This window comes from Amycolatopsis sp. CA-230715, from assembly GCF_018736145.1.
Taxonomy (GTDB): Bacteria; Actinomycetota; Actinomycetes; order Mycobacteriales; family Pseudonocardiaceae; genus Amycolatopsis.
Map to the genome: position 1 here is coordinate 4,615,696 of NZ_CP059997.1, position 21,320 is coordinate 4,637,015.

A 21,320-nucleotide genomic window follows, 5' to 3' on the forward strand; every position below is an offset into this window, starting at 1 on the left:
CCGGACCGATCCGGTGCTCTCGTGCCATCGCCCTCTCCCCGATCCGGATCCGCCTCTTTCTACGGCAGACCCGCGGGGACCGGTCCCCGGTCACGGCAACCGCGGCACGATCGAGCCCGCCAGCGACCGCGCCGGTCCGCACAGCTCGGTCGCGTCGGCGGGCGCGGTGCCCTCCACGGTCACCACGGCGACTTCTTCGCGATTCGGTTCGGTGCCACGGAGAACGGGCAACGCGGGCGTGTAGAACCGGTGCACGATCCGCACCGCGCACGCGGGCCGATCATCCGGCACCGGACCCACGACCGCGTTCCGGTCACCGATCCGGATCCGGTCGCCGGTGACGTCCGTGTCCTGCTCGATCGGCCATTCCCGGCTGAACTGCACGGTGATCACGCGGGGCTCGGCCTCCCACACGCACCCCCAGCCGCCGAACTCGTTCTCCGCGCGTGCCTCGCGGCCCAGCACCCCGGTCGTTTCCGCCGCGTCGAGCAGGCCGCAGGCGTTGGCGTGCGCGAGCGACTCCGGCGGGAACGGCTGAGCCCGCCGGGGCAGCGGCCCGGTGGTGAGCATCGGCAGCGCGCCGGAGAGCACGGACTCCGAGATGGCGCACAGCGGCGCGTTTTCCGCGTGCTCGATCGAGCGCGTGGCCACGTCGATCCGGTTGGTGTCGGCCAGCGAGATGCTCCGCACGCAGGTGCCGTCCCGTGCGTCCGGCCGTTCGACGTCCCCCATCCGGCCCGGTGTCGGCGGCCGGGTCGGGTAGCGCAGCGCGCTGGTCAGATCGACCGAGGTCTGCACCTGCCCGGTGCCGTCGGCCAGTTTGGTCGAGACCACGCAGCTGCCGAAGTTCTTCACCTCGGGGTCGACGAACGGCTGCCCGTAGGGGGCGAGCGCGTTGGCCGAGATCGCGGCGCACGGGTCCGCTTCGGCGGGGTCGGCGCCGAGGGTGCCCGGTCCCGCTTCGGGTTTCGGGGGCGTCGGCCCGCTGAGGACGAACCACGCCGCCAGCGCGACCACGACGACGAGCGCGCCACCGGCGAGCACCGCGTGGCGGCGGCGCCACCGTGGCCGCCGGGGCATCGGCACGTCCGCGCCGCCGAGCAGGCGTTCGGCTTCGGTCGCGGTCGGCCGGTCGGCGGGGCGCCGGGCCATCAGCGCGGCGAGCGCCGGTTCGAACCCCTTCGCGTGCTCGACCGGAAGCGGCCGTCCTTCGGCCGCGCGTCGCATTTGGACGAACGGGCCGTCTTCGCCGTGGCCCCACGGAGATCGGCCCTCGACGGCGGCATACAGGGTGGCGCCGAGGGAAAAAACGTCCGAGGCCGCTTCGGCTTCGTCACCGGCGGCGACTTCCGGTGCGACGTAACCGAGCGTGCCGGTCAGCTGGGCGCCGCCGGTGCGCGTCACCTCGGTCCACCTGGCGATGCCCAGATCGGTGAGCTTGGCGACGTCGTCCTCGGTCACCAGGACGTTGCCGGGTTTGACGTCGCGGTGCACGATGCCGCGCGCGTGCATGGCGGCTAGGGCCGCGGCGAGCTGTGCCCCGATCCGGCGCGCCCGCGCTTCGGGCAGCGGCCCGTCGGCTTCGACGATCTCTTCCAGCGTCCGCGCGGCCAAGTACTCGGTGACCAGCCAGTGCGAATCCCGGTCGGGCACCGTGTCGAACACGGTGACGACGTTCGGGTGCAGCAGCCCCGCCCCGATCCTCGCCTCGCGCCGGATCTGCCCGGTATCCGCGCCGAGCGAGCGCTTGAGCGACACTTCGCGGCCCAGCTCGAGGTCGAACGCGCGCCAGACGACACCCATCCCGCCCCGGCCGAGTTGCTCCTCCAGCCGGTACCGGTCGGCTACGACGCGACCATCGTCCACCCACGGGAGTCTACGAGACGGACTCGTGCCCGCATGCCGGAATCGGTCCACTGGGGACGGGCACGTGCTCGACGCCCCGACCTGGGTGCGGATGCTCGGCCCGCTGCCGCGCGGGCTTCCCGTGCTGATGGCGTGGGAACTGCTCTCCGCGGCGGAACGCGCGATCAGCTGAACTCGTCGTCGAACACGACGGCGCCTTCGGCCGGTGCGTCGCGTCGTTCGGGCGCGAACATCGCGTTGAGCGCGTCGGGCGGGGTGAACTTGTGCGGGCCGTTCTTGCGGTCGGGGTCGGCGACCACACCGTTTTCCTTGGCCGCGAAGTAGAGCCACGGCACCGAAACGGCGACCGCGACCGCGGCGAGCAGCCGGAACACGGCGAAGAACCCGAGGCAGGTCGCGAGCGCGCCGTAGAGCTGCTTGGTCCGCCGACTGCGTGCGGCCGCCTCGCTGTAGAACCGGAACCCGACCGGTTCCCCGCAGACCGCGCAGTCGAGCTGGGCGCCCCGAACGCCTTCCGGCGGGCGCTCGGCCCACGCGATCGTTTCCCGCCAGCGCGTGACGAACACGACGAGGTAGTTGCGGTCGGGGAAGCGGTGCACCAGGCGGACCGCGGCGACGGGTTTGATGAGCACCGGACCTCCGCTTCCTCAGGCGAGTGCTCCATCTTCACCCGTGCTCGCCTTCGCGCGCCAGTGCCTGCCGCCAGACGCGCAGCGCACCGGAGCCCAGCTCGTCCGTCGTCTCGCCGAACTCGCCGGTGATGCCGTGGGTGCGGCAGACCGCGTCGCACCAGTCGGCGGTTGGTGCGGGCGGCCTGCCGCCGCTGGTCCGGTGTTCATCGGCGGTCGAGCGGGATCGTGACCGGCTGGTAGCCGCTGATTTCGGTCAGCAGCAAGCCTTCCCCGCGGGACAGGCCGGGCAGCTGCTGGTCGAACCGGTGCACCGCCGCGGTCGGGATCGTGCCGGTCAGCTCGGCCCTCGCGCCGCGGATCGCGGACCCGGTGACCACTCCGCCGATTTCGACCACTTTGGACAGTGCGGCGCCGACGGTGTCCGATGGCAGTTCCAGTTCGAAGGCGCTGATCGGCTCCAGCACCTCGGTCCCGGCCCGCCGCAGCGCCTCGCCCAGCACGAGCGGGGTGATGCTGCGGAAGTCGCCCGCCGCGCTGGCCGGGCTGAAGTAGCCGGTCCTGGTCACGGTCACCGCGCAGTCGACGACCTCCCATCCGGAAAGGCCGTTCGCTAGCGTCGCCGCCACGGTCTCCTCGATCGCCTTGTGGAAAGCCAGCGGCAGCGAGCCGAGTTCGACGGCGAGCCCGAACGTGAGTCCCGAACCGGGGGCGCCGGGTTCGACGCGCAGCCCGAGCGTGGCCCAGAACCGGTTGCCCTCGGCGCCGATCTCCCGCACCGCGGCCCCGGTGCCGACCGGCCGCTCGACGCAGATCGTCCTGGTGCCTTCGAAGCCGACGGCGATCCCGTGCTCGTCAGCCAGCATCTCCTTGAGGACCTCCTTCTGCACTTCTCCGTACAGGCGAACGGAAATCCGGCGCGCCTCGTCCTGCCGGACGGTGATCAGCGGGTCCTGCTCGGCGAGTGCGCTGAGCGCGGCGAACAGCGCGGGTGCGTCGGACGGCCGGTCGGGTACCACGACGGTTTCCAAGCTGGGCGGCGGAAAGTGCGCCGCTTCGACCCCGTCGCCGGTCGCGCCGATCCGGTCGCCGATGCGGATTTCCTTGAGCCCGGCCACTTTCGCGATCCGCCCGGCACCGGCACGCGCTTCGACGGTGCCGGTTCCGCGCTCGAAGACCCGGACGGAAGTCGCCCTCGCCTCGAAGGTCCGCCCCGGCCGGTGGAACCGGACGTGGTCGCGGGCACCCAGCTCGCCCGAGAACACGCGGACGTAGGCGTTCTTTTCGCCGGCGCGCCCGCGTTCGATCTTGAACACGGTCGCCCGCAGCTCGTCGCCGGACGCCGGTTCCGCCGCTGTCCCGAGGAATTCGCGGATTCCGGCCGCGAGCGCTTCGACTCCCTCTCCGGTCCGCGCCGACCCGAAGAACACGGGCGAAACGACCCCGCGCCGGGTCTGGCGGACCAGCTCGGCGCGGTAGTCCGCGGCCGTCAGCGCGCCCTCGTCCTGGAGGTAGGCGGACAGGAACGCGTCGCTGTGCCGGGACAGCAGGTCGGCCAGCTCTGCCGTCGGCTCGATCGGCGCCTGCCGGGTGCGCGCCTCCGGGGTGCCGAGGTGGTCGACCGCCGACACCGGCACGCACGGCATCCCGAGGCGGTCGGCGAGCTCGGCCAGCAGGCCGTCGCGGCGCGCGCCGACGCGGTCGATCTTGTTCGCGAAGAGCACCACCGGGACGCGCAGCCTGGTCAGCGCGCGCATCAGGACCCTGGTCTGGGCCTGCACCCCCTCGACCGCGGAGACGACCAGCACCACGCCGTCGAGCACGCGCAGCGCGCGCTCGACCTCGGCGATGAAATCCGGGTGGCCGGGGGTGTCGATGAGGTTGACGTGCAGGTCGCCGAGCGTGAACGAGACGACGGCCGACCGGATGGTGATCCCGCGCCTGCGCTCCATCGCCATCGAGTCGGTCTGGGTGTCACCGCTGTCGACCCTGCCGACGTGGTCGATGATTCCGGCGTGGTGGAGGAGGCGCTCGGTGAGGCTGGTCTTACCGGCGTCGACGTGGGCGAGAATTCCGATGTTCAGGTGTGGCATGGGAGAACGGCTCCAGTGCTGTCGAAAGATCCGCGAAAAGGGGGAACTCGACAACGCACCTCATGCCGCTCTCCTTGTCGGCCGACACTGGACCGGACGCGATCTTACCGCCCGCGCTGCGCGGGGAACGCTCATTTTCCGGGGCGGACACCGGTCAGGAATCGAGAAGCGCTCGCCACCGGCGCGCACTTAGCGTGATCGCCATGACCATCACCATTCACACCACGTTCCTCCCGCACGACGACCCGGAGGCTTCGGTGGCCTTCTACCGCGACATCCTCGGCTTCGAGGTCCGCAAGGACGTCGGGCAGGGCAAGATGCGCTGGATCACCGTCGGTCACCCCGGCCAGCCCGGCACGTCCATCGTGCTGCACCCGCCGTCGGCGAACCCCGGCCTCACCGACGACGAGCGCCGCACCGTCGCCGAGATGATGGCGAAGGGCACCTACGCCATGATCATCCTGGCCACCGAGGACCTCGACGCCGAGTTCGCGCGGCTGCGGGACGGTGGCGCCGAGGTCGCCCAGGAGCCGACGGACCAGCCCTACGGGATCCGCGACTGCGCGTTCCGCGATCCCGCCGGGAACATGATCCGCGTCAACGAGGTGCGCTGAGCCGTGCGTACCGGGGTGCGCCGCCACCCCGGTACGCCGCGCCGACCTGCGGGAACGCCCGAATTGTCGTTCCGGGCTGGTTAGATCGAGCTCGGGGTATCGCGAAAGCACAGATGGAGAGACGATGACCAAGTCGTTGCACGCCGCCGACAGCCACGACCTGATCCGCGTGCACGGCGCGCGCGAGAACAACCTCAAGGACGTCAGCGTCGAGCTCCCGAAGCGCCGGCTGACGGTGTTCACCGGGGTGTCCGGGTCCGGCAAGAGCTCGCTGGTGTTCGCCACGATCGCCGCCGAGTCGCAGCGGATGATCAACGAGACCTACAGCGCCTTCGTGCAGGGCTTCATGCCGACGCTCGCGCGCCCCGACGTCGACGTGCTCGACGGGCTGACCACCGCGATCATCGTCGACCAGGAGCGGATGGGCGCCGACCCGCGCTCCACGGTCGGCACCGCCACCGACACCGGCGCGCTGCTGCGCATCCTGTTCAGCAGGCTCGGGAAGCCGCACATCGGCTCACCGCAGGCGTTTTCGTTCAACGTCGCCTCGATCAGCGGCGCGGGCGCGGTCACCGTCGAGAAGGCGGGCCGCACCGTCAAGGAGCGCCGCAGCTTCAGCATCACCGGCGGCATGTGCCCGCGCTGCGAAGGCCGCGGCAAGGTCAACGACATCGACCTGACCGCGATCTACGACGAGACGAAGTCGCTCAACGACGGCGCGATCACGATCCCCGGCTACAGCATGGACGGCTGGTACGGCCGCATCTTCCGCGGCTCCGGCTTCTTCGACGCCGACAAGCCGGTCAAGAAGTTCACCAAGCGGCAGCTGAACGACCTGCTGTACAAGGAGCCGACCAAGATCAAGGTCGACGGCATCAACCTGACCTACGAGGGCCTGATCCCGAGGATCCAGAAGTCGATGCTGGCCAAGGACGTCGACTCCCTGCAGCCGCACATCCGCGCCTTCGTCGAGCGTGCGGTCACCTTCACCACCTGCTCCGACTGCGAAGGGACCCGGCTGTCCGCGGAGGCGAGGTCGTCGAAGATCAAGGGCATCAGCATCGCCGACGCGTGCGCGATGCAGATCAGCGATCTCGCGGAGTGGGTGAGCGACCTGGACGAGCCGTCCGTCGCGCCGCTGCTGGAGTCGTTGCGGCACACCCTCGATTCGTTCGTCGGGATCGGGCTCGGCTACCTCTCGCTCGACCGCCCGGCCGGCACGCTCTCGGGCGGCGAAGCGCAGCGCACCAAGATGATCCGCCACCTCGGCTCCGCGCTCACCGACGTCACCTACGTGTTCGACGAGCCGACGATCGGCCTGCACCCCCACGACATCCAGCGCATGAACGACCTGCTGCGGCAGTTGCGCGACAAGGGAAACACCGTGCTCGTCGTGGAGCACAAGCCGGAGGCGATCGCGATCGCCGACCACGTCGTCGACCTCGGCCCGCGCGCCGGGACCGAAGGCGGCGAGGTGGTGTTCGAGGGCACCGTCGACGGATTGCGGGCGAGCGACACGATCACCGGCCGCCACCTCGACGACCGCGCGTCGCTGAAGGAGTCGGTGCGGACGCCGTCGGGGAAGCTGGAAGTGCGCGGGGCCACCAGCCACAACCTGCGGGAGGTCGACGTCGACATCCCGCTCGGCGTGCTGGTCGCGGTCACCGGCGTGGCCGGTTCGGGCAAGAGCTCGCTGATCCACGGCTCGGTGGCGGGCCGGGACGGGGTGGTCGCCGTCGATCAGGGCGCGATCCGCGGCTCCCGGCGGAGCAACCCGGCGACCTACACGGGGCTGCTCGAACCGATCCGGAAGGCCTTCGCGAAGGCCAACGGCGTCAAGCCCGCGCTGTTCAGCGCCAACTCCGAAGGCGCGTGCCCCAACTGCAAGGGCGCGGGCGTCATCTACACCGACCTCGCGATGATGGCGGGCGTCGCCACCCCGTGCGAAGTGTGCGACGGCAAGCGCTTCCAGGCCGACGTGCTGGAGTACACCTTCGGCGGCCGCGACATCAGCGAGGTGCTCGCGATGCCGGTGGCCGAGGCCGAGGAGTTCTTCGGTGGCGGGGAAGGGAAACTCCTCGCCGCGCACAAGATCCTCGAACGCCTCGTCGACGTCGGGCTCGGCTACCTCACCCTCGGCCAGCCGCTCACCACGCTGTCCGGTGGCGAGCGGCAGCGGATCAAGCTGGCCACCCAGATGGGCGCGGACGGTGGCGTGTACGTCCTGGACGAGCCGACCAGCGGCCTGCACCTCGCCGACGTCGAACAGCTGCTCGGCCTGCTCGACCGGCTCGTCGACGCGGGCAAGTCCGTCATCGTCATCGAGCACCACCAGGCCGTGATGGCGCACGCCGACTGGATCATCGACCTCGGCCCCGGCGCCGGTCACGACGGCGGCCGCGTCGTCTTCGAAGGCACTCCGGCCGATCTCGTCGCGGCGCGGTCGACCCTGACCGGCGAGCACCTCGCGGACTACGTCGGCGCGGTCCGGAAAGGACGGAAGAAGGCGCGCAGCTCCTCGGCGTAGGCCTCGGGTTCTTCGAACGGCGCGAAGTGCCCGCCGCGTTCGGGCTCGGTGATGCGCACGGCGTTCGTCATGCGCTCGAGCCAGGCGCGCGGTGGGCGCACGACATCGCCTTGGAACAGCGAGAAACCGGACGGGACCTCGACCCGGCGGGCGTGCTGCGCGGCCGGGATCGCGGCGTTCGCGTGGTACATGCGCATCGACGAGCCGATCGTGGCGGTCAGCCAGTAGAGCGTGACGTTGGTGAGGACCTCGTCCTTGGTGTAGCTGGATTCGAGGTCACCGCCGCAGTCGCTCCAGGACCGCAGTTTTTCGACGATCCACGCGGCGAGGCCCGCCGGGGAGTCGGTGAGGCCGAAGGCGGCGGTCTGGGGTTTCGTGCGGTGCATCGCCGCGTAGGCGCCCTCGGTCGCGCCCCAGGACATCGCACCGCTGAGCCAATCCTGTTCCTCGGCGGTGAGATCCGCTGGGTCGCCGGTGAAGACCGGCAGGCCCGCGTCCGTGCGGTGCACGGCCACGACCTTCTCGGCGTGGTCGAGCGCGAGGAAGCGGCTCACGCTGCTGCCGACGTCGCCGCCCGCGGCGCCGAAGCGTTCGTACCCGAGCGCGGTCATGAGTTCGGCCCACAGTCCCGCGACGGCGACCGAGTCCACCGGCGGATCGGGGTGGTCGGAGTACCCGAAACCGGGCATGTCCGGGACGACCACGTCGAAGGCGTCCTCGGGATCGCCGCCGTGCGCCGCCGGATCGACCAGGAGCGGGATGACCTTGGTGTAGCGCCAGAACGAATCGGGCCAGCCGTGGCTGAGGACGAGGGGCAGCGCGGGCCCGGTGGCGGCTTTCGCGTGCACGAAGTGGATTCCGAGCCCGCCGACGGACGCGCGGAACCGGGGCAGCCGCGCGAGTGCCGCCTCGCGCGCCCGCCAGTCGAACCCGTCCGCCCAGTAGGCGACCAGTTCGCGCAGGTAGTCCAGGTCGGTCCCGAGCGACCAGCCCGCTTCCTCCGGCGCGTCCGGCCACCGCGTCGCACGCAGCCGCGCGCGGAGATCGTCCAGTGCGGCTTGCTCGGCCCGGGGCGCGAACGGCTCGGGCTGCGACTCTTCCGGCATAGCAACGACTCTACGCAGCACGCCCCGAACCGCCCGCCCTCTTTCGGCGCCGGTGCCCTGAAGGTGGCTTTCGGGCGCTGGATGCCCTGAATGCCACGGTGATGCCGGGTGCGCGGCGCGGTGGTTCCGCGAGATCGGTGGCGGGCGCGCGCCGCCGGTCCCCGAAGGCCACCTTCGGGGACTCCAGCGCCACTTTCTCGGCCCTCGCTCACGTGCGGGCCGGGCTGCACATGCCCCGAAGGTGGCCTTCGGGGCGCTCAACGCCGTAAATCCACCCTTCGCACGTTCGGCCTCCCGCTTGCCGGTGCCCTGAAGGTGGCGTTCGGGGCGCTGGATTCCCTGAAGGTCACTTTCGGGGCACGCGAAGGCCCACTGTGGGGTCGTGCGGGTTCGCGGGAGTGTGGTGCGAGGTCGAGTTCGCCGCGCCGCGAATAGGTCGCCGCTGCGGGGTGGTTACGCGTTGGCGGGCACGCTTTGGTCTTCGGTGGTTCCCGGTTTGCCCGCGCTCGCCTGCGATCCGGGGGTCCCGGTGGGTGCGCCGGAGGAGTCGGCCGCACCGGAAGATCCGTCCGAAACGGAAGACGCCGAAGAGGCAGAAGACGCAGAAGAACCAGGAGTACCCGAGGACGTAGGAGATCCAGTGCTGCCACCGGATCCGCTGCCCTGCGACGCGGAACCGCCCGACCCGGTCGCACTGCCCTTGCCGGTGGTCTTCGTGATCGCCTGGTCGACGACTTCCAGCGCTTTCACCACGCCGAGCAGCAGTGTGGTCAGGTTCTGCCCGCTGGACAGCAGCGCGCCCATCTTCTCCGCGATCTGCCCGCCGTACCGGGTGGCGACCTGCACGCACTGCGGGATCGCCGCCGCCACGCTCGCACCGCCGGTGACCTGCGCGGCGGCCATCGCCTGCAGCATGATCGTGTTGATCTCCCCGCTGGCCTCGCCGACGAGCTGGGTGACGATCTGCTGCGCCTGCCCGACCACCTTGTTCGCGCCGGACATCGCGCTCGACACGCCCGCGCTGGCCTTGCTGATGGCGCGCAGCTGGTCGGCGAGCTTGCCCGAGGTGTTCTGGTATCCCGACGCGGCCTCGCCTGACCAGTTGCCGGTTTCCTTGGTCGCGGCCTGCTGGTAGGAGTCGGCGTGCGAGGACAGCGACTTCCCGGTGCCGTGCAGGTCCTGCGCGCTCGAGGACATCGAACTCGGGTCACCGGCCAACGTTTTCAACGGCGCGGCGAGGAAGTCCACGAGACCGGTCAGCCAGCCGAAGCCCGCGTTGACGATGCCGGAAAGCGGGTCGGATCCCGATCCGAGCAGGTCGGCCGCGGTGGTGGCGCCGGACAGGCCCGCGGTCACCCAGTCCTCGCTCTGCACCGCGGTGAGGGTCGAGTCGAGATCGCCGAGTGTCTGCGTGATGTCGACCTGATCGGAAGCCTGTCCGGAGGTCTGTCCGAGGGCGGGGGCGGGCGCGGTCATCGGCGTTCCGTTCCCAGCAGCTGGATGCCGCCGTTCTCGTCGGTGCGCTCGTAGTGCTCGGCGGCGCGGGTGAGCCGGGTGCTCATCTCGTCCACGGCGGACGCCCCGTGCGCGACGGACTGGGTGACCCGGTCCATCGCGCCCTGCAACCCCGCGGTGAGGAACTGGACGAAGCTGCCGAGCGCGTTGCCGTCGGGGCCGCCGCCCTGCTGCCCGCCCGCGATCGACGACAGCTGCGAGGCGACCGTGCCGACGGTGCCCGCGTGCGTCCTGATCTCTTCGGGGTCGACCTGGAATCGGCTCGGTGCGGTCATGAGGTGATCTCCGGTGGGTTGGTGAAGTACTGGTCGTCCTCGCGGTCGTCGGGTCGCGGCCCGTCCTCGGCTGGCGCGTCCGGCAGGTGCCGCTTGACGACGTCCAGCGCGGGGCCCTCGCCGACGTAGCCGGTCATGATCTCGACGACCTGCGCGCCCGCAGCGCGCTGCGCCTGCTGCGCGGTGGTGAGGATGAGCTGCGCGAGCTGCTCGGCTTCGAGTGCGCGAGCCGCGGGCGTCAGATCGAGGCTTTCCAACGCGCCGCTGGGGCCGACCTTGACCGCGACCTCCCCGCGCGGCGAGGTCGCGGTGCCGCCGACCCGCTCCAGGTTCTCGCTCGCCGCCTTGGCGTTCGCCGACGCCCTGGCGAGCGTTTTCTGGTAGTTCCTGAGCCATTCCGTCGGATCCACGGTGCTTCCCCTTTCAGTGCTCGGCGCGAGCGATCGTGGCCAGTTCGGCGAGCGCGTTCCGCACATCGGCCTGCCGCAACGGGTTCACGCTCACCCACCCGTCGTCGGCGCGGTTCACCCTGCCCCTCCCCTGTGGACCGTCCAACCAGGACAGTTCGGTGCCCGCGCGCACGCTGCCCGAGGCACGCCGCGTGGCGCCGAGCTGGCCTTTTCCGGTCAGTGTCGGCAGAAGTCCGGCGAGCGCGTCGAGCACGCCGGGGTCGCCACCGCAGTCGCGGACGAGGTCGCGAAGGCGGCGCTCCTTCTCGGCGTCGTTCTCGACGCCCGCGATGAGCCGCGTCGCGGTGCGCACCGCGCGGTCGGGCAGGCTGATCGGCATCGACCTCGCGGCCGGGTGCTCGGGCACCAGGTCGAAAAGTGCCTTCTCCAGCGCGGTTTCCGCGATCGTGCTGACCCGCACGGTGTTCGTGAGCTCGTCGTTCCACGGCTGGCGGCAGAGCAGCGCCGACGACCGGTAGACCATCGCGACCACCCCGATGGTCCCGTCCGGGCCGGTCAGCACGAGGTCGACGGTGCCGCGGTACTCGCGCAGCGCGTCGAGGAGTTCGGCCGCGGCGCCGATCGGCCCGGTTTCGTCGGCGAGGCCGCGGATCCGCAGTGCGTGGCCCGCCGCGGCCAGCAGCACCTCGCGCTCGCCTTCGATCCGGCCGAACGACGGCACGCGCAGCGGGAACGGGAACGGCACCCCGGCGTAGGAGGAGAGCAGATCCAGCTCGACAAGTCCGAAGTGGATGGATTCGTCTACTTCGGACTCCGGAAGATCGACGGCCGCGGTCATTTCGCTTCGCCGTCCAATGCCCGTAGCGCCGAGGCGACCTCGGCGTCGCGTTCGGCGTACCGGTCGGCGGAGGTCCGCAGCGCGCGGTGGAAGTCGTTGAGTTCGGTGTCGGCCGCGTGCACCTCGCCGGTGTGCCCGGTTCGGCCCGCCGCCTCCTGCAGGCTCATCGCGAGGTGCAGCGCGGGCGGCGCGGTGCCCAGCATCGGCACGCGTTCGGCGAGCCGGTTCGCCGACGCCGCGAGCGCGCTCGTCTGGTCGCCGATCTCGGCCAGTGTCTTCGCCCGCGCCGTCAGCTCGTGCGGCGCGACCTCGTATCCGTTGTCCGGCAAGGGTTCACTCCCGTCGTTCACAGCCCGATGACCGGTTCGCTCGCCAGCTCGTCGACCGCGAACAGCTTCTGGTCGATGGTGGGGAGCCGGTTCTCGTGCACCTGGTCTTCGCCGCCCTGCCCGCGCGCGCCGCTGCCCGGCGGGTACATGCCGTTTCCGCCGGCGGCCCGCGCGGCGGCGAGCTGGTTCATCGCGGCCTGGCGGGCCAGCATCGCGTTGTTCAGCGCGCCCGCGCCGGTGCGCAGCCCCGCTGTCGCTCCCGCGCCCAGCGAGCCCGCACCGGTCAGTTGCCCCCACGAAAGGCCGCGCCCCGACACGTCACCGCCGGCCAGCGCCGCACCGGCGGCCGAGCTGGCGCTGGTGGTCTGCTCGTCCGGCCCGGACAACGTGGTCGCGGTCGAGCCCTTCGGGACCGCCGCGACCGCGTGGCTGCTGTTGCGCAGGCTCGTTTCGTAGCGCTGCATCACGTGCACCGCTTCGGCTTTGCTTTCGGCCGCCGCGACATTGGCGAGGAACAGGCTGCCGCCGCCACCGGCCACCGCCCCGATCGCGGCACCCATCAGCGCGCCGGGCCCAGCGCCGATCCCACCGGCGCCGGCACCGAGTACGCCGCCGATCGCCGCGCCCGCACCGGCTCCGGCGAGCGCACCGGACACCGCGAGCCCGGTCGGATCGCCGGGAGGCGGCGGCATCGTGTTGCGCGCGATGGCGAGTGCGTCACCCGCGTCCTGGGCGGCCTTCCCGACGGTTCCCGCGCGGGAACCGATATCGGAGGTCCGCTCTCCCAGCGTGCCGAGCCGGTTCGTCGCCGGTTCGGCCGCGCGCCCGCTCCAGTGGCCGGACAGCGCGGCCTTCTGCCCGCGCAACGCGTCCCCGTGCTCGGTCAGCTCGGTGCCGTGCCGGTCCCATTCGGCGGCGACCGAGCTGACGTCGCCGACGTCGGCGCCCTGCCACAGCATTTCGCGCAGCTGCGCGTGGGTGTAGGCGTTCCAGTTCGTGGAGCCGGGCGGGATCGGCGCGCCGAAGTACCCTTCCCACACGTTCCGCAGTGCCCCCACCACGGGTTTCGCGAGCAGTCCGATCGGCCCGCTCCCCTCGAGCGCCGAGGTCGCGGCGTCCGCAAGTCCCTCTACACCGGCGGACGCCAGGTCCTGCGCGGTTCCCCCACTGGATTCGTCGGCCATGACCCGAAGTTAAGGGGGCGCGATGAAGGCTCGATGAAACGCGATCCCCCCGTTTCATCGGGGTGTCATCGGCGCCGGTTAGCGTGCCTTGCCGAGGGAAGGACCGCCGCGATGTGCTTGGTAGGCGCGGGTGAGGTGGTTCTGCAGCCTGGCGTGGCGGAACTGGTAGACCGCGCCGGCCTGCCGCAGCACCCCTCGCTGGTAGGCATCGTCGAGGAAGGCGCCCACCGCCCACGGCAGCCGCCCGGTGAGCGGCAGCCAGATCCGGGCGAACACCACCCACTGGCCCCACGCGGTCAGTACGAGCGTGTACCCGATCGCGCCGCCGAGCCCGCTCAACGTGCCGAGCCGGACCGCGTCGCCGACGCCCCATTCGAGCGGGCCGAGCAGATCGTGCAGGAACCACACCACGATGCTGGCCGCGACGCCGACGACCAGCCCGAAGCTGGGCACCCACACCAGGAACTGGGCGGTCGCCGTGGTGCGGTTGTTGTCGAGCAGCCGGACCGGACTGACCGCGGACCTGATGTCGAACGGGGTCTCCAGCCTGCCGAGAAGGGCGAACGCGAGTCCCGCACCGAGCGCGAAGACCAACCCGTAGATGAGCCCGTCGCCGAGTCCGATCACCAGCCCGTGCACGAGCCCGCCGCCTCCGCTCAACGTCTTGCTCAGGCCGACGACGAGCCCGTAGCCGCCGCCGAAGGCGAACCCGCACAGCGACCCGATCAGGAACCGCGGCACGGATCTGTCCCCGTGCGCGCGAGTGCGGCCGCGGAACTTGAACCGCACCCCCGACGGCGCGATCGATCTGCCCTTGCCCGCGACGGTGAGCCAGTGCACGAGCCCGAACATGAGCCCGGCCAGCAGGCCGACGATCGCGCCGTCGAAGAGCTGGTGGGCGAAGGAGTTGAAGAACATCCCGACCACGGCGTCGGCGAGGCCGATCGCCAGCCCGGCGATCAGCGCGGTGACGAGCGTGCGCTGCCAGCGCCGCAGCGTGCCGCCGAGCTGCCACCAGGCGAGGTCGGGTGTGCCGAGCCGGGTCAGGTGCTCGGCGAGGTAGCCGAGCCACAGCTGGGCTCGGTCCGGGTCGAAGCGGCGGTGCGACCCGCCGGGCCGATCGTCGGGCAGGCGGCGGTAGACGGTCGGGACGAAATCGTCGAGCAGGTGCTCTTCGAGCGCCTCGATACCGGCGAAGCGCTCGGTGTCGAGCAGCGTGGCCGGGTCGTGGTCGGGGGTGTCGCTGTAGATGGCGCGGGCGAGCGTGACCATCAGCGGGGTCGTCAGCACCGCGATCAGGTTGGCGTTGGCCTCGGTGGCCGGGTGCTCGCGCAGCTCGGCCAGCACGGGGTCCCACGCGGTCTTCGCGCCGTCGGTCCTGCGGGTGGTGCGCGGCAGGTAGCCAGCCAGGTCGTCGAGCGTGAGATCGGCGAGGTCGATGGCGGCGGCGGAGGTCAGCACGTCGGTTTCGGCGACCGCGGCGGCGTACTCGCCCGGCCTGCTGGTCAGCAGCAGCGGCAGGGTGGTGGCGTTGAGGGCTTCCAGCGCCGGGCGGCGCAACCCGCCCGCGATCTCGTCGAAGCCGTCGAGCACGGGCAGCACCCAGCCAGCCTCGACCAGCGCGGCGGCAAGGCTCGTCCCGCCGGGGCCCGAGGCGGCGAGACCGGGGTGGTCGCGCGTCAGCTGGCCGGCCAGCCAGTCCCGCAGCGTGATGCCGGTGGGGTTCCAGGAGCCGATGCTGAAGATCACCGGTACCGCGTCGGCGCGGGTACGGGACTTCAGGCAGTCCAGCACGAACCGCAGGCCGAGGATGGTTTTCCCGGATCCGGAGCGGCCGAGCACCACCAGCCGCCTCGACGGGACGCGCCGGTAGACGTCCACGATCCCGGTCAGCGTGCCGGCCAGTTGGAGCGGTTCGGACGTGCTGCCAGCCGGGGCGCGGCGGATGTTCGCCCAGTGGTCGGTCAGCTCCTCGGGTGCCCGCTCCCAGCGCACCGGCAGCGGGAACGGGTCGTGGATCTGCCGCTGCTCCTCCTCGCGCCGCGACCGGGCGGCGACCGCGTGCGCGAGCTGACCGGCGGCCTCGGCAAGCGCCTCGTCCGGCACCGCGACGGGCTCGCTCGCGCTCGGCGGTTCGGGCTTCGGCGGCTCGGGCGGCGGCTCGGCCGGGCTCTCGGGTTCGTCGTCGACCGGCTGGCCCACGGCGGCGCCGAGCAGTTGCTCGCGCTCCCGCGGCGCCAGCTCCAGCGCGTCGGCCAGCAGCCGCACGGTGGTCACCCTCGGGCCCGCGCGTTCGCCGGTTTCCAGGCCGCGGATGGTGCGGACCCCGACCCCGGCGCGCTCGGCCAGTGCCTCCTGGGTGATGCCCGCCTGCTGTCGCAGCCGCCGCAGCAGCACGCTGAACTCACTGGTCACCGATCGGGGCCCTTTCGCGCGCGGCGTCGTAGTTACCCAGGTGGGGGACTCTATCGGCCACAAACGGCCGGTCCGCTGGCCTGTCCAAGGTCGGGGCGTTCCGCCAGCGTCGAAGGCACAAACAGTCCGCAGAACTCGGGGGACCACATGCTGACGACCGTCACGACCGACCGGCCCGATACCGCGTTGAACCACCGCGAGCGGGAGGTGCTGCGCGCGGTCGGCCGCGGCCTCACCGACGCCGAGATCGCCGCCGCGCTCGCCGTGCCCGAGCCCGCCGTGGCCGGGCGGCTCGACCGGATCCTCGGCAAGCTCGGGCTGCGCGACCGCGCCGCCGCGATCGTCCACGCGTTCGACTGCGGACTGGTGATCCCCGGCCAGGGGCCGCGCAGGCCGGACACCCGCCCGCGGCTGCGGGTCTCCGTGCTCGGTCCGCTGCGGGCGTGGCGGGACGGGCAGCCGCTCGATCTGGGGCCGGTACGCCAGCAGGCCGTGCTCGCGGCGCTCGCGCTGTGCCAGGACCGAGTGGTCAGCCAGCAGGAGCTCCGCGACGGCGTGTGGGGCCTGGAGCCGCCGTCCGGGAACGTGGTGCCGGTCTACGTCTACCGGCTGCGCAAGATCCTCGACGCGGGCGACGGCCGCGACTCGGTGATCCGGCGCGACCGGTGCGGGTACCGCTTCGCGGGCGACGCGGTCGAACTGGACGTGACGGAGCTGGAGGAGTTCGTCAGCACCGCCGAGGCCGCCGATGATCCCGCGGAGGTGGTGCGCGCCTGCACCCGCGCGCTGGACCTGTTCCGCGGTGAGCCGCTCGCCGGGCTGCCCGGCCCGTTCGCCGAGCTGGAGCGGCTCCGGCTCGCCGACCGCCGGATCGCGCTCGCCCAGCGGAAGCTGGACGGCCAGCAGCGGATGGGCCACCACGCCGAGGCGGTCGCCGAGCTGTCCGCGCTGGCCGCGGCGCAACCGGAGAACGAGCCGGTCGCCGCGATGCTGATGCGCGCGCTGTACCGCAGCGGCAGGCGGGCCGAGGCGCTGGAGGTCTTCGCCCGCACGCGCCGCCTGCTGGCCGACGACCTCGGCCTGAACCCCGGCGAGACGTTGCAGCGGGCGCATCAGGCGGTGCTGCGCGGGGACGAGACCGGCTTCGGCCGCACCCGGATCGGAGCCGGGCGCTGAGATGGAAGGTGTGGCGTGACGGGATGTCCTTCGCGAGCCCGCGACGAAGAGCTGTTGCTGGCGAAGATCTCCGAAGCGGCAGGTCGTCAACGCCTCGGCAGGCGGCGGTTCACCTACCCCGGGGTGTCCGGTGAGCCGCGTCCCGGCACGACGCGGTGCCTGGTGTTGCTGAAGGCCTGGTGCGCGGGGGTCGTCGTGGTGTGCGCCGCGGCCGCGGTGGGGTGCGCGATGAAGGGGGTCGTCCTCGCCGCCGTCGCCGCGGCCGTCGTGGCGGCGTTGTCCCTCGGGGTGCTGGTGTTCGTCCAGCTCGGCCGGTCTTCCCCGCGAACGGATCCGAACGCGCGGCTCGACCTGTACGAGCACGGCCTCACCGTCGCCGTGGACGGGCGGATCCACACCGTGCGCTACGACGCCACCACGATTGTCCGCGACGGTGACGGCTACACGCTCACCGACGTCGACGGCGAGCGGATCGTGCTGCGCGGCGGGGCGGAACGGGGCGAGCCGCGGATCAGGTCGCGCGGTGAGTTCCGGGGCGCCCACGAGTGGGGGCCCGAGATCCAGCACGTGATGCAGCGCTGACACAAAGTATTCATTGACATGAATATTCTTAAAGGTGAATACTTTGTCGCATGGACGAGATCGCATCAGCACTGGGGGACGGAGCGAGGTGGCGCATCGTCGAGCACCTCGCCGAGCGGCCCCGCTCCGTCGGTGAGCTCGCCGAGCTCACCGGGTTGCGGCAGCCGCAGACGACCAAGCACCTCCAGACCCTCGCCAAGGCCGGTCTGGTCACGGTTTTCCCGCTCGGCCAACGCCGCGTCTACGCCGCTGAGGCCGCGCCGCTGGCAGCCCTCGCGCGCCGTCTTCGGGAACTGGTCGAAACCACCGAAGCGCACGGCGACGAGCGCGACGTCATCACGCGCTACCGCGCCGCGATCGAGGCCGAAACCGCGGCCGCGGACCGGGAACGCTGGGCGGACGGGCGGGCCTTCTCGTTCGAGCGCGTGCTTTCCGCGTCGCCGGAAGTCGTCTGGCGGCACTGGGTCGAGCAGCGCCTCGTCGCGTCCTGGTGGGCCCCGCCGTCGATGACGGTCGCCGAATGGGTGCTCGACCCGGAGCCCGGTGGGCGCGTCGTCCTCGAATACCGCGATGCCGAAGGGCGGCGGTATCCCTCCGAAGGCCGCGTTCACACCGCGAAGGAACCCGCGCACCTCGTTTTCGAGCTTTCGGTGCTGGACTCCTCCGGCGCGGTTTCGTTCACCGGCCACTACGACCTGGGGCTCACCGCGGTCCCCGAAGGAACCCGGCTCGACCTCGGGTTGCGCATCACCGAAACCACCGTCGAAGCCGTCCCCGCCATCGCCGGTATCGAAACCGGCTGGGGACAGGTACTCGACAACCTCGCCGGCGTCGTCGGCGAATTCCCCCGCACCACCAACGAAAAGGACCCATCATGACCGACCGCACGGTGACCGCGAACATCGCACTCAGCCTCGACGGGCGCTACCACGGCGCCGGTGGGGCACCCGACTTCGGCGCGTTCGTCCCGTACCTGACCACGGATGTCGCACGGGACCACATGAGCCGGATCTGGGAGAACGCGACCACCGCGGTGCTCAGCAGGGGCAACGCCGAAGGATTCCTCGGGTTCTGGCCGTCGGTCGCCGAGGACGAGAACGCCGACCCGCGCGATCGCGGATACGCGAAGTGGTTGGTGGACACCGAAAAGGTGGTCTTCTCGAGCACGTTGACCGAAGCGCCGTGGGAACGCACCCGCATCGTCAGCGGCTCCGCCGCGGACGTCGTCACGGATCTCAAGGCCAGTGGCGAAGGGGAGATCCTGGTCAACACGAGCCCGAGCATCGCCAAGGCGCTGCTGGCGGCGGACCTGCTCGACCGGCTCCACCTGCTGATCATCCCCGTGATCACCGGGGGCGGGCAGCGGCTGTTCGAAGACGGCTTGCCCGCGACCGGCTGGAAGCTCGCCCACCAGGAAACCGGTGCGCTGGGCGAAATCGCCGTGATCTACGACCGCGTGCGCTGACAGTCCTTTGTGGACGCCGCCTCACGCTGCCCGCGGTTCGAGATCGAACACGGCCCACGTGGTGGACGAGGTGTCCGTCTCGCCGGTCCCCCACGACAGGGCGAGTTCTTCGACGAGGATCCGGCCGACGGTGATCGCCGGTGACAACGGCTCTCGCGTCGCCACGCGCGGCTTCTCCCTGGTGACCGCGATGGTCAGCAGCGCGGGCTCGACGGACCGGCGCAGCTCCAGCCCGCGTGGTGACGCGCCGCCGCGGCCCGCGTCCGCGATCAGCTCTTCGACCAGCAGGGAAGCTTCCTTGACCACGTCGGCGGGCAGGTCGCAGAGCGCGGTGCGGATGGTCGCGCGCACCACCGGGGTGCGCAGCATGCCGGTCAGGTTCGCCGAGGTCGTGGCCGGGAAGGACGCGGTTTCCGTGTGGTGCCGGGCCATTGCGGGCGTCCCTTCGCCGTCGTTCGGGTCGGAAGTTCACTACCCACTCGGCCGCCTCGTCAAACCTCCCTTCCACTCAGCCGATCGGTTGAGCGGACCAGCCGACCTGCCGGTCGCGACGACCGGCAGGTCGGTCGATGCGGGCGGGTCCCCCGTGCTGCGACGCTGAAATCCGGTTCAACGGCTTGGCGAAGGGGAGAAATCGGTGGAAAGCAACGAAGTGAGCCGTCGTGGGGTGCTCGCGAGCGCGGGTGCCGTTGCGGCGGGCGCCGTGCTCGCCTCGGGAGGTACGGCCGCCGCGGCCCCGGAGACCGCGGCGTCCGGCGCGGTCGTGATCCGGCCGGGCGATCGCCGGTACGACGGCCTGCTGCGCGGGGACAACTTCCGGTTCACGGGACGGCCGGACGAGATCAGGGTGGTCTCCTCGACCGGGGAAGTCGTGGCCGCGGTGTCGGAAGCGGTGCGGTCCGGCAGACGGGTCGCGGTGCGCAGCGGCGGACACTGCTTCGAAGGCTTCACCGCTGAGCCCGGAGTGCGGATGCTGCTGGACCTCTCGCCGATGAACGAGGTCGGCTTCGACGCGCGGCGCGGCGCGTTCGCGGTCCAGCCGGGCGCCACCATCGGACAGGTCTGCACCACGTTGTTCAAGCGGTGGGGCGTGACGATCCCGGCGGGCGGCTGCCCGGAAGTGGGCGCGGGCGGGCATTTCGCCGGCGGCGGGTACGGCCCGTTGTCGCGCCGGTACGGCTCGGTGGTGGACCACCTGTACGCGGTGGAAGTGGTGGTGGCCGGGGCGGACGGCCGGGTGCGCACCGTGGTGGCCACCAGGGAACCCGGCGACCCGAACCGCGAGCTGTGGTGGGCGCACACCGGGGGCGGCGGCGGGAACTTCGGCGTGGTCACCCGGTACTGGCTGCGCGCGCCGGACGCCACCGGCGACGACCCGGCCGGTCTGCTGCCGCCGTCGCCGTCGAACATGCTGGGGTGGCTGGTGCTCTGGCGGTGGGACGAGCGCATGACCGAGCGCGCGTTCACCGCGCTGCTGCGCAACTTCGGCACCTGGCACGAGCGCAACAGCGCGCCCGGCTCACCGGCCGCCGGGCTGTACGCGGTGCTCATGGCGTTGCACCGCAAGGCGGGCAGCGTCCAGGTGGTCGTGCAGATGGACGCGGACCTCCCGAACGCGAAGGGGCTGCTGGCGGAGTTCGTCGCCGAGGTGGGCGCGGGCACCGGCCTCGAACCGACCGTGAACGACGGGGTCACGTTGCCGTGGCTGCACATGACGACCTGGCCGGGCAACGGCGAAGGCGGCGACAAGACCACGCGCCGGTCCAAGCTCAAGGCCGGGTACCTGCGCCGCTCGCTCACCGACGCCCAGCTGGCCACGATCTACGCGAAACTCGACGACGAGGAGGGCACCGACAAGGACGGCATGCTGCTCATCGGGTACGGCGGCCAGATCGGGGCGGTGCCGCCGGGCGCCACCGCGGTCGCGCAGCGCGACGCGATCATGAAGGCGGTGTACCAGACGACCTGGCAGTCCGAAACCGAGGACAACGTCCGGCTGAAGTGGATCCGCGAGTTCTACCGCGCCGTGTACCACGAAACCGGCGGCGTGCCCGTGCCGAACGAGGTCAGCGACGGCTCGTACATCAACTACCCGGACGTCGACCTCGCCGACCCGGAGTGGAACACCTCCGGCGTGCCGTGGTCCACGCTCTACTACAAGGACGACTACCCGCGGCTGCAACGAGTCAAGGCCCGCTGGGACCCGAAGAACGTCTTCCACCACGCCCTCGGAATCGAGCTCCCCTCCTGACCGGTGCGGCGATGCCGTGATGTCGTGCACGGGCTCGTGGTCGGG

19 protein-coding genes are annotated in these 21,320 nt (G+C 71.5%); 7 read left to right on the forward strand and 12 right to left on the reverse strand.

The window, feature by feature from the left end; all coding sequences use genetic code 11:
* Positions 1–90: 90 nt before the first annotated feature.
* The 3 genes from HUW46_RS22060 to HUW46_RS22070 form a co-directional block, all read right to left on the reverse strand.
* The gene (locus HUW46_RS22060) at positions 91–1,866 is read right to left on the reverse strand and encodes a serine/threonine-protein kinase (protein WP_215549070.1); all 1,776 of its coding nucleotides are present in this window, start codon (positions 1,864–1,866) and stop codon (positions 91–93) included.
* Between the two features lie 164 nt (positions 1,867–2,030).
* Positions 2,031–2,498 (reverse strand): hypothetical protein, encoded by a 468-nt coding sequence (locus HUW46_RS22065; protein ID WP_215549071.1) that lies wholly within the window; start codon positions 2,496–2,498, stop codon positions 2,031–2,033.
* Between the two features lie 203 nt (positions 2,499–2,701).
* The gene (locus HUW46_RS22070; protein ID WP_215549072.1) at positions 2,702–4,588 is read right to left on the reverse strand and encodes an elongation factor G; all 1,887 of its coding nucleotides are present in this window, start codon (positions 4,586–4,588) and stop codon (positions 2,702–2,704) included.
* 203 nt (positions 4,589–4,791) lie between these two features.
* Here HUW46_RS22070 and HUW46_RS22075 point away from each other — a divergent pair, with 203 nt between their 5' ends.
* Both HUW46_RS22075 and HUW46_RS22080 read left to right on the forward strand, forming a co-directional pair.
* Positions 4,792–5,202, forward strand: a complete 411-nt coding sequence (locus HUW46_RS22075) for a VOC family protein (protein WP_215549073.1) — start codon at positions 4,792–4,794, stop codon at positions 5,200–5,202.
* Positions 5,203–5,326: 124 nt separating this feature from the next.
* The gene (locus HUW46_RS22080; protein ID WP_215549074.1) at positions 5,327–7,729 is read left to right on the forward strand and encodes an excinuclease ABC subunit UvrA; all 2,403 of its coding nucleotides are present in this window, start codon (positions 5,327–5,329) and stop codon (positions 7,727–7,729) included.
* Here the strand turns inward: HUW46_RS22080 and HUW46_RS22085 are convergent.
* From HUW46_RS22085 to HUW46_RS22120, 8 genes are all read right to left on the reverse strand, one after another.
* Positions 7,675–8,835, reverse strand: a complete 1,161-nt coding sequence (locus HUW46_RS22085; protein ID WP_215549075.1) for an epoxide hydrolase family protein — start codon at positions 8,833–8,835, stop codon at positions 7,675–7,677. The two genes, HUW46_RS22080 and HUW46_RS22085, sit on opposite strands and share 55 nt — an antisense overlap.
* Before the next feature lie 453 nt (positions 8,836–9,288).
* Positions 9,289–10,311 (reverse strand): WXG100 family type VII secretion target, encoded by a 1,023-nt coding sequence (locus tag HUW46_RS22090; RefSeq protein WP_215549076.1) that lies wholly within the window; start codon positions 10,309–10,311, stop codon positions 9,289–9,291.
* Positions 10,308–10,625: a WXG100 family type VII secretion target gene (locus HUW46_RS22095; RefSeq protein ID WP_215549077.1), complete on the reverse strand. Its 318-nt coding sequence runs from the start codon at positions 10,623–10,625 to the stop codon at positions 10,308–10,310. The genes HUW46_RS22090 and HUW46_RS22095 overlap by 4 nt, the downstream gene beginning before the upstream one ends.
* Positions 10,622–11,035, reverse strand: coding sequence for a YbaB/EbfC family nucleoid-associated protein (locus HUW46_RS22100; RefSeq protein ID WP_215549078.1), 414 nt, complete (start codon positions 11,033–11,035; stop codon positions 10,622–10,624). Before HUW46_RS22100 ends, HUW46_RS22095 begins: the two co-directional genes overlap by 4 nt.
* 13 nt (positions 11,036–11,048) lie before the next feature.
* Entirely contained in the window at positions 11,049–11,873 is an 825-nt protein-coding gene (locus tag HUW46_RS22105) for an ESX secretion-associated protein EspG (protein ID WP_215549079.1), read from the reverse strand.
* Positions 11,870–12,202 (reverse strand): PE domain-containing protein, encoded by a 333-nt coding sequence (locus HUW46_RS22110; protein WP_215549080.1) that lies wholly within the window; start codon positions 12,200–12,202, stop codon positions 11,870–11,872. The genes HUW46_RS22105 and HUW46_RS22110 overlap by 4 nt, the downstream gene beginning before the upstream one ends.
* 17 nt (positions 12,203–12,219) lie before the next feature.
* Positions 12,220–13,386 carry a WXG100-like domain-containing protein gene (locus HUW46_RS22115; protein WP_215549081.1) on the reverse strand — a complete coding sequence of 389 codons (1,167 nt, stop codon included), beginning with the start codon at positions 13,384–13,386 and terminating at the stop codon, positions 12,220–12,222.
* 78 nt (positions 13,387–13,464) lie between these two features.
* Positions 13,465–15,801 (reverse strand): helix-turn-helix domain-containing protein, encoded by a 2,337-nt coding sequence (locus HUW46_RS22120; RefSeq protein ID WP_215549082.1) that lies wholly within the window; start codon positions 15,799–15,801, stop codon positions 13,465–13,467.
* Between the two features lie 147 nt (positions 15,802–15,948).
* Here HUW46_RS22120 and HUW46_RS22125 point away from each other — a divergent pair, with 147 nt between their 5' ends.
* From HUW46_RS22125 to HUW46_RS22140, 4 genes are read left to right on the forward strand one after another with little or no spacing between them, the layout of a single operon-like run.
* Entirely contained in the window at positions 15,949–16,977 is a 1,029-nt protein-coding gene (locus HUW46_RS22125) for a BTAD domain-containing putative transcriptional regulator (protein ID WP_215549083.1), read from the forward strand.
* 15 nt (positions 16,978–16,992) lie between these two features.
* Positions 16,993–17,559, forward strand: coding sequence for a hypothetical protein (locus HUW46_RS22130; RefSeq protein ID WP_215549084.1), 567 nt, complete (start codon positions 16,993–16,995; stop codon positions 17,557–17,559).
* A 50-nt stretch (positions 17,560–17,609) separates the two neighbouring features.
* Positions 17,610–18,437, forward strand: coding sequence for a metalloregulator ArsR/SmtB family transcription factor (locus HUW46_RS22135; RefSeq protein ID WP_215549085.1), 828 nt, complete (start codon positions 17,610–17,612; stop codon positions 18,435–18,437).
* On the forward strand, positions 18,434–19,024 hold the full coding sequence (locus tag HUW46_RS22140; protein ID WP_215549086.1) for a dihydrofolate reductase family protein: 591 nt from the start codon (positions 18,434–18,436) through the stop codon (positions 19,022–19,024). The genes HUW46_RS22135 and HUW46_RS22140 overlap by 4 nt, the downstream gene beginning before the upstream one ends.
* Positions 19,025–19,045: 21 nt before the next feature.
* Here HUW46_RS22140 and HUW46_RS22145 read toward each other — a convergent pair whose 3' ends face one another.
* Positions 19,046–19,456, reverse strand: coding sequence for a hypothetical protein (locus tag HUW46_RS22145; protein WP_215549087.1), 411 nt, complete (start codon positions 19,454–19,456; stop codon positions 19,046–19,048).
* Between the two features lie 205 nt (positions 19,457–19,661).
* On the opposite strand from HUW46_RS22145, the gene HUW46_RS22150 reads away from it, so the two are divergent.
* Entirely contained in the window at positions 19,662–21,275 is a 1,614-nt protein-coding gene (locus HUW46_RS22150) for an FAD-binding oxidoreductase (protein ID WP_215549088.1), read from the forward strand.
* Positions 21,276–21,320 lie beyond the last annotated feature (45 nt).

Coding starts and splice junctions, on each gene's coding strand:
- HUW46_RS22140 (WP_215549086.1), top strand. CDS start 18,434: ATGACCGACCGCACGGTGACCGCGAACATCGCACTCAGCCTCGACGGG.
- HUW46_RS22095 (WP_215549077.1), bottom strand. CDS start 10,625: ATGACCGCACCGAGCCGATTCCAGGTCGACCCCGAAGAGATCAGGACG.
- HUW46_RS22135 (WP_215549085.1), top strand. CDS start 17,610: ATGGACGAGATCGCATCAGCACTGGGGGACGGAGCGAGGTGGCGCATC.
- HUW46_RS22085 (WP_215549075.1), bottom strand. CDS start 8,835: ATGCCGGAAGAGTCGCAGCCCGAGCCGTTCGCGCCCCGGGCCGAGCAA.
- HUW46_RS22105 (WP_215549079.1), bottom strand. CDS start 11,873: ATGACCGCGGCCGTCGATCTTCCGGAGTCCGAAGTAGACGAATCCATC.
- HUW46_RS22080 (WP_215549074.1), top strand. CDS start 5,327: ATGACCAAGTCGTTGCACGCCGCCGACAGCCACGACCTGATCCGCGTG.
- HUW46_RS22125 (WP_215549083.1), top strand. CDS start 15,949: ATGCTGACGACCGTCACGACCGACCGGCCCGATACCGCGTTGAACCAC.
- HUW46_RS22075 (WP_215549073.1), top strand. CDS start 4,792: ATGACCATCACCATTCACACCACGTTCCTCCCGCACGACGACCCGGAG.
- HUW46_RS22145 (WP_215549087.1), bottom strand. CDS start 19,456: ATGGCCCGGCACCACACGGAAACCGCGTCCTTCCCGGCCACGACCTCG.
- HUW46_RS22115 (WP_215549081.1), bottom strand. CDS start 13,386: ATGGCCGACGAATCCAGTGGGGGAACCGCGCAGGACCTGGCGTCCGCC.
- HUW46_RS22090 (WP_215549076.1), bottom strand. CDS start 10,311: ATGACCGCGCCCGCCCCCGCCCTCGGACAGACCTCCGGACAGGCTTCC.
- HUW46_RS22070 (WP_215549072.1), bottom strand. CDS start 4,588: ATGCCACACCTGAACATCGGAATTCTCGCCCACGTCGACGCCGGTAAG.